Below are 13,135 nucleotides of genomic sequence, written 5' to 3'. Positions count from 1 at the left end.
GATTCTCCCGACTGAGATGTGTGTTCTCCCAGGGTATGCGCTCGGTGCGCGGCGCACGGGCAGGCGCGGCGGTAGCCTGGACAGATGCAGTTCGGGATCACCTTCGAAAAGCTGCTGCTTATCGGTCTGATCGCTGTGCTGCTCATCGGACCGGAGCGGCTGCCGCGCTACGCCGAGAGCGTCGCCAAGCTCGCTCGGCGTGCCGGCGAGTTCCTGCGGGACACCAAATCGCGCGTCCGTGACGAGATGGGCCCCGAGATCGACGACGTCGACTGGCGCAAGCTCGACCCCCGGCAGTACGACCCACGGCGGATCATCCGGGATGCACTCTTCGAGGACGACCCCGCACCGGGGCAGGCTCGCGCGGAGACCGTCGTCGCGGAGCCCGCGGTGAAGCCCGTGCACACGCCCCGGGTGCGACCGGAGTTCTCACACTCGAGTCCTCCGCCGTACGACCCGGAATCCACCTGAATCGGCCCCTGAACCCGGCCCTGACCTGCGAGTCGCGTTCAGCCGATCCGCGCGCGCAGCTGCGCGATGTCGGCGTCACTCAGCAGCGCTCGCGGGATCGCGGTGATCGCCGACGCACCGCGCAGCTTGAGGAGCACGGCATCCGTGCCTGCGCGCACGCTCTGGAAGGTGCGGTACTCGATGTCGGATGAGCGGCTGCCTGAGCCGATGTGCAGAGCGCTGTCGCCGAGCCTCACCCAGACCACGGTGCCCGGTGGAGTGGCGGCCCGCACAGCGCGTCGAGCTCCGACGATCGTCATCACGACGGCGTAGACCATCAGGGCGATGCTCGCGACGGGAAGCAGCCCCGAGAGCCCGGCGCTCCCTCCGGCAGCGCTCAGGTTCAGGATGCTCAGCGCGAGCGCCGCGGCGAGGGCGATCCACATGACGATCGCCGCAGGACGGGTGAGAGCGTAGACCGCTGCGTCGCGGGCCATCCCTCGAAGCAGCCGCTCGTCGACGATGAGTGCCATCTGCCGCTCCTATCCGAGGGTCATCGGGAGTGAGCGGCCCGCGAGTCCGCGTCCCTGGCCTGCGAGGGTGCGGGCGAGGTCGCGGATCGCCGTCGCAGCGGCATCCGTGCTGTCGCTGAGGACGATCGGGACGCCGATGTCTCCTCCCGTGCGCAGGGCGGGGCTGAGCGGGATAGAGGCGAGGAGTGGAACGGGATCCGTCTCCGAAAGGGCCTCGGCGACGGCCGCACCTCCGCCTGCGCCGAACAGGTCGATCACCGTGCCGTCCGGGAGGGTGAAGGCGCCCATGTTCTCGACGACGCCGATGACCCGCTGACCGGTCTGGCGGGCGACGAGACCGCTGCGGATCGCCACATCGGACGCGGCGGCCTGCGGCGTCGTGACGACCAGGACCTCGGCGTGCGGAAGCAGCTGGCCGATCGAGATCGCGATGTCGCCGGTGCCCGGGGGCATGTCGATCAGCAGGATGTCGAGGTCGCCGAAGAAGACATCCGTCAGGAACTGCTGCACCGTTCGGTGCAGCATCGGTCCGCGCCATGCGACGACGGCCTCGCCGTCGCGGAGGAACATGCCGATCGAGATGGTCTTCACTCCGTGCGCCACGGGCGGAAGCATGAGGTCGTCGATGCGGGTCGGCTGAGTCCCGGCCGGGATGCCGAGCAGGCCCGGGATCGAGAACCCGTGCACATCCGCATCGACGAGGCCGACGGCCAGTCCCTGATCGGCGAGGGCGGCCGCGAGGTTCGCGGTCACAGTGGACTTTCCCACTCCGCCCTTGCCGCTGGAGACGAGGATCACGCGCGTGAGCGAATCCGGGCCGAACGGCATCTGACGAGCAGGGCGTCCGTCGCGGAGCTTCTCGGTGAGCGCCTTGCGCTCCGTCGGCGTCATCACGCCGACCTCGACGTCGACCTCGGTGACACCGGGCACGGATGCCGCGGCGGCGCGCACGTCGGACTCGATGCGTGCCGCTGCGGGACATCCGACGATCGTGAGCACGATGGAGACGTGCGCGCGACCGCCGTCGACCGAGATATCCCTCACCATGTCGAGGTCGCCGATCGGCCTCCGGAGCTCAGGGTCGCTGACGGCTGCGACCGCCGCGCGGACGGACTCGGCGGAACTCATGATGCGGATCGCCCGCCGGACCGTCGCTCGGTGGACGTCGGCTCGTCGTTCTCGCCGAGCTCGGCCAGCAGGGCTTTGAGCTCCTGGCGGAGGACATCGCGGGTCACGACCTGATTGTTGCGTTCTTCGAGCGACATGCGCAGGGCGACGATCTCGCGTGCGAGGTACTCGGTGTCGGCGAGGTTGCGCTCGGCGCGCTGACGATCCTGCTCGATCTGCACGCGGTCGCGGTCGTCCTGGCGGTTCTGCGCAAGCAGGATCAGGGGAGCGGCGTAGGACGCCTGCAGCGAGAGCATCAGGGTGAGGGCCGTGAATCCGAGCGCCGCGTCATCGAAGCGCAGGTGATCGGGCAGCAACGTGTTCCAGCAGATCCAGAGCACGCAGAACAGGGTGAGGATCAGCAGGAACGCGGGGGTGCCCATGGCGCGCGCGACCCATTCGGTGAAGCGCCCGAAGCGGTCGCGCGATGTCGACCGCTGGCGTGATGTGCCACGGCCCAGAGGCGCGTCGAGCTGGGGCGAGCGGGAGCGGGCCATCAGCGCACCTCCTTCGGGACCGTCGGCTCGTCGCTGTCGTGTGTGCGCCAGTCGTCGGGGAGCAGGTAGTCGAGGACGTCGTCGATGCTGATCGCGCCGACCAGGCGGTGCGCGGTGTCGATCACCGGAAGTGAGACCAGGTCGTAGCTCGCCAGCATCCTGGCGACCTCGGCGGCGGACGCCGTGACGTGCACCGGTTCGAGGCTGTCGTCCATGATGGCGCCGAGTCGCTCATGGGGCGGGTAGCGCAGCATCCGCTGGAAGTGCACCATGCCGAGAAGCCGGCCCGTCGGCGTCTCGAAAGGCGGCAGGGTCACGAAGACCGCCGCGGCGAGGGCCGGATGCAGCTCGTGCCGACGGATCAGGGCGAGAGCCTCGGCCACCGTGGCATCGGCGGAGAGGATGATCGGCTCGGGCGTCATCAACCCACCAGCCGTGTCGGGGCCGTAGCGGAGCAGCATCCTGACGTCCTCGGCCTCCTCCGGCTCCATCAGCTCGAGAAGCTGCTCGAGTCTGTTGGGCGGAAGCTGAGCGAGGAGGTCGGCCGCATCGTCGGGCTCCATCTGGTCGAGGATGTCGGCGGCGCGCTCGTCGCCGAGACGATCGAGGATGTGCACCTGCTCGTCTTCGGGCATCTCCTCGAGGGCGTCGGCGAGGCGGTCGTCGGACAGCTCTTCGGCGACCTCGATCATGCGCTGCTGAGGCAGGTCGAGCAGGGTGTTCGCCAGGTCGGCGGCGTGCAGCTCGGAATAGGACGCCACGAGCTGCTCGGCGGACTGCGACTCGCCGGGCGAGTGCTGCTCCGCGACCTCGCTCCACGCGGCGAACGTGGTCGGGCCCTTGGCGAACGGCGACGCGCTGGTCTTCGGCCGGCGGAGGAAGAGCTGGCTGACGGCCCACTCGCCGAGGCGGTTGGGTTCGATGGCCACGTCTTCGATCACGGCGGTGCCGCTGCCGTCGACCAGGCTCACCCGCCTACCGAGCAGCTCTGCCAGGACGCGCACCTCGCCGGCACGCGGCGAGAACCGTCGCACGTTGATGAGCCCGGTGCTGATGACCTGGCCTGCGCGGATCGACGTGACCCGTCCGATCGAGAGGAAGACGTGTCGGCGCCCGGGGATCTCGACCACGAGGCCGATGACGCGCGGGGCCGCCGTACTTCGATACACGATGACGACATCACGGACTTTGCCGAGCCGGTCGCCCACGGGGTCGAAGACGGCGCAACCTGCCAGGCGCGCGGCGAATACCCGTTGTGTGCTCACTCATCCAGCGTAGTGCGCGGGGCCTGTGCGGGTACTGCCGGGAGCGCTGCGCCGGTGTCTCGGCGCGACGCGCTCTCGGCCCGGTCACCGGCGAGCATGGAACAATGGCGGGATGAGCATGCTGAACCGTCCAGCTGACAGCCGCGATGAAGGCGAGATCGTCGCTTCCACCCGCGATTACGAAGGCGCGCAGAAGACGGTGTCGAAACTGATCGCCGAAGACGTGCCTGCCCGCGACATCGCGATCATCGGACAGAGCGTCCGGACGGTCGAGCGCATCACCGGTCGCCTCGGGTATGCCGCCGCCGCCCGATCCGGAGCCGTCAACGGCGTGCTCATCGGACTCTTCCTCTCGGCGATCCTCGTGATCGGCAATCCCGAGGTGCCGATCCAGCTCTTCGTCGGCTTCGTCTTCATCGGCGTCGCGCTCGGCATGCTGCTGAGCCTCGTCACCTACGCCATCGTGCGCCGGCGTCGCGACTTCGCGAGCGTGACGCAGTTCGCCGCCGACCACTACGAGGTCAGGGTGCAGGCTGCCTCGCTGGCGAAGGCGCGTCTGGCGCTGGGGGCGGCGAAGCCCACTCCTGTCCGGGCGCCGGTGAACCTGGATGAGCCGCCGCGGTACGGTGAGCGCATCACACCCGGCGGACACACGGCGCCGACCCCTCCCGCCACCCCCGTCGAGCCGTCTCCCGGCCCCGATCAGGTCCCGGGCTCGGAGCCGACACCGCCCCTCGGCGGCGGCCAGACCCCGCCGACTGAACCCGCGATCCCGCCGCGTCCCGCCGACCCGGCCACACCGCCCGCCGAGGAACCGGAATCCGGCGCGGCCGGCATCCCGCCGAAGTCGGCGGAGCCCGCCTGATGTCGGACATGAACCGCGAGACTCGCACTCCCACCGATCGCGCGGCACCTGAGCAGTCGCCGGCACCGTCGCCGTACGAGTCCGTTCCGCCTGCTCCGCCTGCTCCGCCGGTTCCGCCTGCTCCGCCGACAGCGAGCCCACTGCCTCCTGTTCCGCCCCAGACGCCGGTCTACGGCGACGCCCCGCCGCAGGCGCCGGGATACGCCCCGCAGGCGCCGGGATACACACCGCCGCAGGCGCCCGGATACGCCCCGCAGGCGCCGGGATACGGATACCCGCCGCAGCAGTCCGGTCACCCCGCTCCCGGCTATCCCGCCGGGGGCTACCCGGTCGGCGCCTATCCTGCCGCTGTCCCGCCCCGTGGCCTGCTGCCGTGGGCGCTGGGCCTCCTGATCCTCATCCCCTTCCCGTTCCTGGGCGGCCTCGCCTCCGGGATCGCGATGGCGGTCAGTGGCGGAGCCTCCCGTCGCTTCGGGGGAGTGGCGCGAGAGAATGCGCGCACGGCTCTGAACTGGGGCCTGACCTACCTGCTCGTCTCCACGATCCTCCTGGTCTCGCATTTCGTTCTGCTGTTCTCGTTGACGGCCGACTCTCCGTCGGGCTTCTACCCGATCGGCATCCCGATCACGATCTACTTCGCGCTCTCGGTGCTGCACCTCGTGCTCGTGATCGTCGGCATGGTCCGTGCAGCGGGTGGCAAAGTCATGCGGGTGCCGTTCGCGATCCCTTACCTCCGCGGCTGATGACCGAGATCTCCGTCGAGCTGCCCGCAGGGGCGGCGACGGTCTCGGCGGACTGGGCGCCGGGGACCAACGGTGCGACCGTCGTCATCGCGCACGGCGCGGGCACGGGCAAGGACCACCCCTTCCTCACAGGCTTCGCCGACGCGCTCGAGGCGCTCGGGTTCTCGACGTTGCGGTTCAACTTCCCGTACGTCGAGCAGGGCCGCAGGATGCCGGGGCCGGCGGCGCATGCGATCGCGACGTGGAACGCGGTCGTGGCCTTCGCCCGTGAGCAGGATCCGACCGCGACGATCTGGGCCACCGGCAAGTCCTACGGCGGGCGTATGGCCTCCATGGCGGTGTCCGCGGGGCTCTCCGTCGACGGCCTCGCCTATCTGGGCTATCCCCTGCACGCCCCGGGCAAGCCCGAGAAGCCGCGCGCGGAGCATCTGCCGCAGATCGTCGTTCCTCAGCTCTTCATCGAGGGCACGAACGATCCGTTCATCCAGCCGCTGACGGAGTTCCACGACGTCGTCGCCACCTGCCAGGACGCGCGGGTCGTCTGGATCGAGGGCGGCGGCCACACCTTCGAGGTGAAGGGGCGCAAGCGCCCGGCATCCGACATCGGCGCGTCGCTCGCACCTTTCGTCGCGGAGTTCGCCCGGCCCTGACAGCATGGCAGGGTGAGCCTCGAACGAATCGCCCTGATCTCCGATGTGCACGGCAACCTGACCGCTCTCGAGGCGGTGCTCGCCGACATCGGGCGTCGCGGGATCACCCGCATCGTCAACCTCGGCGACACAGCGGGCAAGGGCCCGCGAGGAGAGGATGCGGTGCAGCGCTGCCGGGCCGTGTGCGAGCTCAACGTCCGTGGCAACTGGGACGACTTCCTCCCCACGATCCCCGACGACGGACCGCCCGAGATGCTCTGGTGGCGCGACGAGCTGTCGCCCTCGAGCAGGGAATGGCTCGCGGCGCTTCCGCTGAGTGCCGATCTCGTGCTCAGCGGTCGTCGGATCCGACTGTTCCACGCCTCGGCGCAGAGCCCGCACGTCAGGGTGCACTTCCACCACACAGCCGAGCAGTTCTCCGCGATGTTCGAGGCGACCGAGATGACAGGCGACGGCCCGCTGCCGGACGTGGTGGGCTATGCCGACATCCACGACGCCTACATCGAGTCGAACGACGGACGCACTCTGTTCAACGTCGGCAGCGTCGGAAACCCGCTCGACACCCCGGTTCCGTCGTACGTGATCCTCGAAGGCGGCGCGTCGTCCGACGATCCGTTCGGCGTGCAGTTCGTGCGGGTGCCGTACGACGTCGAGGCCGAGATCGCGGTGGCCGAGTCGCTCGACATGCCCACCGCCGATGTCTGGACGGTCGAGCTCCGCACCGCCGTGTACCGGGGGCGGCAGTCATGAAGGGGCTGCATCACGTCGAGATCTGGGTGCCCGACATCGACGAGGCCGTGAGCAGCTGGGGATGGCTGCTCGCGCGATTGGGCCTCGAGCTCACGGGTGAATGGTCGGACGGCCGCACGTGGGATTCCGGGAGCGCCTATGTGACGCTCACGACTTCACCGAACCTGTCGTCCGCCGCACATGACCGGCGTCGCGCGGGCGTGAACCACCTGGCCTTCTGGGGCGGGACCCGCGAGGAGGTCGATGCCGTGCTGGCGGACGCGGAGGCGCACGGGTGGCAGCCGCTGTACCAGGAGAGGTATCCGCACGCCGGCGGACCGGACCACTACGCAGGGTGGGTGGAGAACGTGCAGGGGTTCAAGGTCGAGATCGTCGCGGAGCCACACGCCGAGGCGTCACCCGAGGGATGAGAGCTCGGTGTCGTCGAGCAGCCGTCGCATGGTCGACAGCCCGAGGTCGCTCATGCCGGGGTTGGAGGCCTCGTAGTATCAGCCGAGCCCGATAGCCTGCTGCAGCGCCCACGCCGCACCCCGCATCCACTCGCACATCCGTCGCCCGGAGAGCGGCGATCAGCGCGGCGACGTCGAACGCCGGCGAATCGGATGTCGCGTGGTGATCGTGGCGCGCAGTCTCTCCCGGCACCCAGGTCTGCGCCGACCACGCCGACGGGTAGTCCGGGGATGCCGTGCCGATGCCGACAGGTCGGGGCGCCGCCACCGGGCACACCACAGCGAACTCCGACATCGCGTCGGCCTCGGCGATCAGCGCGGCCTCGGACTCCCCGGTGAGCGGGAATCGCACCGCGAGCTCGTCGCCGATGCGGAAGATCGTGTTCACCGTCCCCGCTGTGGGGACGCGCCGCAGCGGCATCAGGCCGAACTCGGGAAACCGCCGGGCGATCAGACGCCCGGCGGTCTCATCGGTGAGCGCGAGCTCGCCCTCATGCATCCGGTGACGTCAGCCCTGGACGCGAGCGATCCACGCCTCGACCTCGTCGGCCGTCCGGGGGATGTCGGCCGACAGATTGACCGGGCCTTCCTCCGTCATCAGGATGTCGTCCTCGATGCGCACTCCGATGCCGCGGTACTCCGCGGGCACGGTGACGTCGTCGATCTGGAAGTACAGGCCCGGCTCGATCGTGAACACCATGCCCGGGGCCAGGATGCCGTCGTAGTACATCTCACGACGAGCCTGAGCGCAGTCGTGGACGTCGATGCCGAGGTGGTGCGACGTGCCGTGCACCATGTAGCGGCGGTGGTGTCCTCCTGCATCACCGTCGAGGGCTTCCTGGGCGGTCACGGGCAGCAGGCCCCATTCGGCGACCCGCGCGGCGATCACCCGCATGGCAGCCTCGTGCACCTCGCGGAAACGCACCCCGACCCGTGCTGCGGCGAAGGCGGCGTCCGCAGCCTCTCGCACGGTCTCGTAGACCCGGCGCTGGACCTCGGTGAACGTACCGGAGACCGGCAGAGTGCGGGTGATGTCGGCGGTGTACAGGCTGTCGGCCTCGACGCCCGCATCGACGAGGATCAGGTCCCCGGGGACGACGGTGCCGTCGTTGCGCGTCCAGTGCAGGTAGCACGCGTGAGGTCCGGAGGCGGCGATCGTGTCGTAGCCCTCACCGTTGCCGTCCTCGCGGGCGCGGCGGTGGAACACACCCTCGACGACGCGCTCGCCGCGTGCGTGCGCGATCGCGTCGGGGAGCGAGCGGATCACGTCCTCGAAGCCCTGAGCGGTGATGTCGACCGCACGGCGCATCTCGGCGATCTCGAACTCGTCCTTGACCAGACGCAGCTCGGAGACGAAGCGGGTGAGGTCGTCGTCCTCGTCGAGAAGCAGCTCGCCCTCGATCGGTGCGAAACGGTCGAGATGCTGGGTCTCGACCGCGAGGTCCGCCGCGACTCCGGCGAGCGAGGGGCGCGGACCGATCCAGAACTCGCCGACCGTGGCGTCCGCATAGAACTCGGTCGTCGTGCGGTCTGCCCGCTCACGGAAGTAGAGGGTGACGTCGTGACCGGCGTCGGTGGGGTCGAAGACGAGGATCGAATCCGGCTCGGCGTCGGAGGCCCATCCGGTGAGGTGCGCGAACGCCGAGTGCGCACGGTACGGGTAGTCGGTGTCGTTGCTGCGCTGCTTCAGGGAACCTGCGGGGATGACGAGGCGCTTGCCGGGGAACGCGGCAGAGACGGCTGCCCGGCGGGTCGCCGCGTACGAGGCCTGTGCGCGAGGTGCGGGGATCGACTCCGGGCGGTCCGCCCAACCGGTCGAGATCGTGTCGAGGAAGCCGCGGGGGAAGGGCTGCTTGCGGTTCGTCGTCGTCGCCTCGACGGGGGTCTCTGTGGTGGGCTCTGCGATCGTGTCGCGCTCTGCGGTGCTCATCCCTCCAGTCTGTCACCTGCGCGACGGACGCGGGATGTCAGCCGGCGGGCTCGAGCTGCACCACCAGGCCGCGGTGATCGCTGCCGGTGGCGTCGTCGATGACGACGGAGCCGGTCGCCGTCCAGCTCGGGGAAGCCATGACGTGGTCGATCGGGGTGCTGAGCAGAGCCGGAAGAGAACTCGGCCAGGTCCCGCTGTAGCCGTTCCCCGTGCGCGTCGCGGCATCTCGGCAGTACCCCATGTCGCCGCCGTCGACACCGAGGCCGGCCATGTGGTCGATCGTCGCGTTGAAGTCGCCGGCGAGGATGAAGTTCCCCTCGGGGCACTGGTCGGCGATCCAGCGCAGATCGCTCTGCCACTGCGCCATGTCCTCCATGCGGGGCGCGACGGCGTGCACGGCCACGATCGCGGGGCCACCGGCGTTCCCGCCGACCGGCATCAGCACGACGCTCGGCACGGAACCCGTGTTGCTCGTGCCGTCCTGCGATGACTCGATGACCGAGTACTCGCCGAGATCGGGGGAGACGAGGACCGTCGTGTGCCAGGATTTCGGACCGTCGACGACGTCCGGCTTGAACTGCACGTGGTGCACCCACATCGGGTGGTCCTGCTCGCGCAGCAGCACCGCGATCTGCTCGCCGACCTCCTCGGTCGTCTCCGGCAGCGCGACGATGTCGGCGCCGCGATCGAGGATCTGCTTCGCGATCTCCTCGGCGGAGACCTCGTCGCCGGCCGTGTTCCAGGTAAGGACGCGGATGCTGGAATCCGTCGCCGCAGGAAGGGTGTCTCCACCGAATCCGCGCTGGAATCCGATGGCACCGGTCGCGCCGGCGCCGAGCAGGGCGACGATCAGGACGGATGCGGCGAAGCCGCGGAGCGGCCTGGCGAGGAGGAGCAGCAGGGCGAGAGCTGCGACGACGAGGAACGCGGCGAGCACGACCCCACGGGCAGCGACGACCTGCGCGAACGGATACGTCTGCTCGAGATGGAAGAACTGCGGCCACACCACCACAGCCGTCGCGATCGCGAACAGCACGGTGACGAGGATCCCCAGTAGTCGAAACATCCCATCCAGCCTAGAAGGCGTCTCTGTGAAGTCCCTGCCGCGACGGGCCGCGACGGGCCGCGCGGTCCGGCATCGGCCGTCATCGGCCGTCGTCGGTACGCTCAGAGGATGGCCATTGCTCGTTCCCCTCGCTTCGCCGGTCCCGCCGACCTGCATATGCACTCCAACCAGTCCGACGGCACCGAGTCGCCGGCCGAGGTGGTGCGGCAGGCGCACCGGTTCGGAGTGCGCACGATGGCGTTGACCGATCACGATCGGACGACCGGGTGGGATGAGGCGGCGGCGACCACTGCCGAGCTCGGAATGACGTTCATCCCCGGTATGGAGCTGTCGGCGAAGCACGAGTGGCGCAGCGTCCACGTGCTCGGATACCTCTTCGACCCGCTCGACGAAGCACTCAGGGCAGAGACCGAACGGATCCGCGGCGACCGGATCGGGCGCGCGGAGCGGATCGTCCGCAGCATCGGACGCGACTACGACCTCAGCTGGGAAGACGTCCTCGCGCAGACCACTCTCGACGCGACCGTCGGACGCCCGCACATCGCCGACGCCCTGGTCGCGCGCGGCATCGTCAGAGACCGCACGGAGGCCTTCGACGGCATCCTGCACCCGCGTGAGGGCTACTACGAGCCTCACTACGCTCCCGATCCGCTCACTGCGGTGAGTCTCATCACGGAAGCAGGGGGAGTCGCGATCATCGCACACCCCGTCACGGTCGGACGCGATCGGATGATGCCCGTGCCGTTCATCGAGAAGCTGATTGCCGCCGGCCTCGGTGGATTCGAGATCGACCACCGTGAGAACACCGAATCCGGCAAGAAGACGTTGCGCGCGATCGTCGAGAAGCACGATCTGATCGTGACCGGCTCGAGCGATTACCACGGCACCGGCAAACCCAACCTGCCGGGGGAGCACACGACCTCGGACGAGATGGTGGCGCGGCTCATCGAACGGGCGACGGGTACTGCGCCGCGCTACGCCTGATCGCAGCGGCGCAGTACTCGCGGCATCAGGGCGCACGACAGGACGGCGGAGGGGGCGGACGCCGCTGATGCGGCATCCGCCCCCTCCGAGGTCGATCGGGTCGAGGCCTGTCAGGCCCCTACGACCGGGGCTGCCCCCGTGCCGCCCGAGCCGCCACGGCGGCGGCGACGACGACGTGCCGGGGCGGGCTTGCCGTCGTGGTGCTCCTTGCCCGCGCCGTCGTGGGTGCCGGCGCCTTCGGCGCTGCGGTCACCCGACGGAGCGGACTGCGAGTCGCCGGACGCCGAGTCGGTCGTGCCCTCTGCGAACGTCGAACCCACCGGGTTCGAGCCTCCGCGGCGGCGGCGGCGACGACGGGTGCCACCCTCTTCCGTTCCCTCGGCGGCGGCATCCGCTGCGCGCTCCGGACGAGGCGCGCGCTCGGTCTTCACCGACTGCGTCTTCGGGGCCGAGACGAGGCGGCCCTTGGTGCCGGCCGGGATGTCGAGGTCCTCGAACAGGTGCGGGCTCGACGAGTAGGTCTCGACGGGCTCGGGCTGGCCGAACTCGAGGGCGCGGTTGATCAGCGCCCACTTGTGCAGGTCCTCCCAGTCGACGAAGGTCACCGCGATGCCGGTCTTGCCCGCGCGGCCGGTACGACCCGCGCGGTGCAGGTACGTCTTGTCCTCATCCGGAATGGTGTGGTTGATCACGTGCGTGACGTCGTCGACGTCGATGCCTCGTGCGGCGACATCGGTCGCGACGAGAACATCGCGCTTGCCCGCCTTGAAGGCGGCCATCGAGCGCTCACGCTGGTCCTGGCCCATGTCGCCATGGACGCCGCCGACGTTGAAGCCGCGGTCACCCAGCTCGTCGACGAGACGCTGCGCCGCGCGCTTGGTGCGGGTGAAGATGACGGTCTTGCCGCGGCCCTCGGCCTGCAGGATGCGGGCGATGATCTCGTCCTTGTCGAGCGAGTGGGCGCGGTAGACGAGGTGCTTGATGTTGGCCTGCGTGAGACCCTCGTCGGGGTCGTTGGCCCGGATGTGGATCGGGTTCGACATGAAGCGGCGAGCGAGCGCGACGATCGGGCCGGGCATGGTCGCCGAGAAGAGCTGCGTGTGCCGCACGGCGGGCACGCGCTGGAAGATCTTCTCGATGTCGGCCAGGAAGCCGAGGTCGAGCATCTTGTCGGCCTCGTCGAGCACGACCTCGGTCGCGTTCGAGAGGTCGAGCAGGCGCTGGCCCGCGAGGTCGATGAGGCGACCGGGCGTGCCGACGACGATCTGCGCTCCGGCCTTGAGCTGGTCGATCTGGCCCTCATAGGCCTTGCCGCCGTAGATCGCGACGACGCTGGTCGAGCGGTTGCTGGTGAGCAGGTCGATGTCCTCGTACACCTGCACCGCGAGCTCGCGAGTGGGAACCACGATCAGCGCCTTGACGCCGTGCTCCGGGTTGAGGCCCAGTCGCTGCACGACGGGGATGCCGAAGCCGAAGGTCTTTCCGGTTCCGGTCTTGGCCTGGCCGATGATGTCCTGGCCGGGAAGGCCGAGGGGGATGGTCTGCTCCTGGATCGGGAAGGCGTCGACGATGCCCTTGGAGGCGAGTGCGTCGACGATGTCCTGATCGATTCCGAGATCAGCGAAGGTTGTCAATGTTCAGATGCCTGTCCGGCGACCTGCGAGGATCGCCATGTTTCACGGATCCACGCCGTCTCATGTGCCACAGGCGCGGGCCCCGCTCCGACGGCGGGGACAGCACCAGCCTACCCGAGGGGGTGGTGGCGCCCGGAAGTACCGCGTCGCCC

The 13,135-nt window shown here is 69.5% G+C and carries 15 protein-coding genes; 7 read left to right on the top strand and 8 right to left on the bottom strand.

Annotated elements, in window-relative coordinates:
* Positions 1–84 precede the first annotated feature (84 nt).
* A complete protein-coding gene (locus tag ACQ4LY_RS17520) occupies positions 85–471 on the top strand; it encodes a twin-arginine translocase TatA/TatE family subunit (protein ID WP_056308620.1) in 387 nt (128 codons plus the stop codon).
* Positions 472–509: 38 nt separating this feature from the next.
* Here the strand turns inward: ACQ4LY_RS17520 and ACQ4LY_RS17515 are convergent, their stop codons facing one another.
* From ACQ4LY_RS17515 to ACQ4LY_RS17500, 4 genes are read right to left on the bottom strand one after another with little or no spacing between them, the layout of a single operon-like run.
* Positions 510–983, bottom strand: a complete 474-nt coding sequence (locus ACQ4LY_RS17515) for a YcxB family protein (protein ID WP_431073597.1) — start codon at positions 981–983, stop codon at positions 510–512.
* 9 nt (positions 984–992) lie between these two features.
* Complete coding sequence (locus ACQ4LY_RS17510) at positions 993–2,111, bottom strand: Mrp/NBP35 family ATP-binding protein (protein WP_431073595.1); 1,119 nt, start codon at positions 2,109–2,111, stop codon at positions 993–995.
* The gene (locus tag ACQ4LY_RS17505; RefSeq protein WP_431073593.1) at positions 2,108–2,647 is read right to left on the bottom strand and encodes a DUF1003 domain-containing protein; all 540 of its coding nucleotides are present in this window, start codon (positions 2,645–2,647) and stop codon (positions 2,108–2,110) included. The genes ACQ4LY_RS17510 and ACQ4LY_RS17505 overlap by 4 nt, the downstream gene beginning before the upstream one ends.
* A complete protein-coding gene (locus ACQ4LY_RS17500) occupies positions 2,647–3,912 on the bottom strand; it encodes a magnesium transporter MgtE N-terminal domain-containing protein (protein ID WP_120493235.1) in 1,266 nt (421 codons plus the stop codon). The genes ACQ4LY_RS17505 and ACQ4LY_RS17500 overlap by 1 nt, the downstream gene beginning before the upstream one ends.
* A gap of 112 nt (positions 3,913–4,024) precedes the next feature.
* Here ACQ4LY_RS17500 and ACQ4LY_RS17495 point away from each other — a divergent pair, with 112 nt between their 5' ends.
* The 5 genes from ACQ4LY_RS17495 to ACQ4LY_RS17475 are packed head-to-tail and all read left to right on the top strand — an operon-like array spanning position 4,025 to position 7,330.
* Positions 4,025–4,777 carry a general stress protein gene (locus ACQ4LY_RS17495; protein ID WP_431073591.1) on the top strand — a complete coding sequence of 251 codons (753 nt, stop codon included), beginning with the start codon at positions 4,025–4,027 and terminating at the stop codon, positions 4,775–4,777.
* Entirely contained in the window at positions 4,777–5,520 is a 744-nt protein-coding gene (locus tag ACQ4LY_RS17490) for a DUF4870 domain-containing protein (protein WP_431073588.1), read from the top strand. The genes ACQ4LY_RS17495 and ACQ4LY_RS17490 overlap by 1 nt, the downstream gene beginning before the upstream one ends.
* Entirely contained in the window at positions 5,520–6,170 is a 651-nt protein-coding gene (locus ACQ4LY_RS17485) for an alpha/beta hydrolase family protein (RefSeq protein WP_431073586.1), read from the top strand. The genes ACQ4LY_RS17490 and ACQ4LY_RS17485 overlap by 1 nt, the downstream gene beginning before the upstream one ends.
* Before the next feature lie 12 nt (positions 6,171–6,182).
* A complete protein-coding gene (locus tag ACQ4LY_RS17480) occupies positions 6,183–6,920 on the top strand; it encodes a metallophosphoesterase family protein (protein ID WP_431073584.1) in 738 nt (245 codons plus the stop codon).
* Complete coding sequence (locus ACQ4LY_RS17475) at positions 6,917–7,330, top strand: VOC family protein (RefSeq protein WP_431073582.1); 414 nt, start codon at positions 6,917–6,919, stop codon at positions 7,328–7,330. Before ACQ4LY_RS17480 ends, ACQ4LY_RS17475 begins: the two co-directional genes overlap by 4 nt.
* Here the strand turns inward: ACQ4LY_RS17475 and ACQ4LY_RS17470 are convergent.
* From ACQ4LY_RS17470 to ACQ4LY_RS17460, 3 genes are read right to left on the bottom strand one after another with little or no spacing between them, the layout of a single operon-like run.
* A complete protein-coding gene (locus ACQ4LY_RS17470) occupies positions 7,278–7,868 on the bottom strand; it encodes a phosphotransferase (RefSeq protein ID WP_431073580.1) in 591 nt (196 codons plus the stop codon). The two genes, ACQ4LY_RS17475 and ACQ4LY_RS17470, sit on opposite strands and share 53 nt — an antisense overlap.
* A 9-nt stretch (positions 7,869–7,877) precedes the next feature.
* On the bottom strand, positions 7,878–9,299 hold the full coding sequence (locus ACQ4LY_RS17465) for an aminopeptidase P family protein (protein ID WP_431073578.1): 1,422 nt from the start codon (positions 9,297–9,299) through the stop codon (positions 7,878–7,880).
* A gap of 37 nt (positions 9,300–9,336) precedes the next feature.
* Entirely contained in the window at positions 9,337–10,365 is a 1,029-nt protein-coding gene (locus ACQ4LY_RS17460; protein ID WP_431073576.1) for an endonuclease/exonuclease/phosphatase family protein, read from the bottom strand.
* A 108-nt stretch (positions 10,366–10,473) separates the two neighbouring features.
* Here ACQ4LY_RS17460 and ACQ4LY_RS17455 point away from each other — a divergent pair, with 108 nt between their 5' ends.
* Positions 10,474–11,349, top strand: coding sequence for a PHP domain-containing protein (locus tag ACQ4LY_RS17455; protein WP_431073574.1), 876 nt, complete (start codon positions 10,474–10,476; stop codon positions 11,347–11,349).
* Between the two features lie 110 nt (positions 11,350–11,459).
* Here ACQ4LY_RS17455 and ACQ4LY_RS17450 read toward each other — a convergent pair whose 3' ends face one another.
* A complete protein-coding gene (locus ACQ4LY_RS17450) occupies positions 11,460–12,983 on the bottom strand; it encodes a DEAD/DEAH box helicase (protein ID WP_431073572.1) in 1,524 nt (507 codons plus the stop codon).
* Positions 12,984–13,135: the final 152 nt, after the last annotated feature.

Origin of the sequence: Microbacterium phyllosphaerae, from assembly GCF_050628115.1 — a bacterium.
GTDB classification, from domain to species: domain Bacteria; phylum Actinomycetota; class Actinomycetes; order Actinomycetales; family Microbacteriaceae; genus Microbacterium; species Microbacterium phyllosphaerae_A.
The sequence above is the reverse complement of the archived record's forward strand: the minus strand, read 5'-3'. Positions and strand labels throughout refer to the sequence as shown.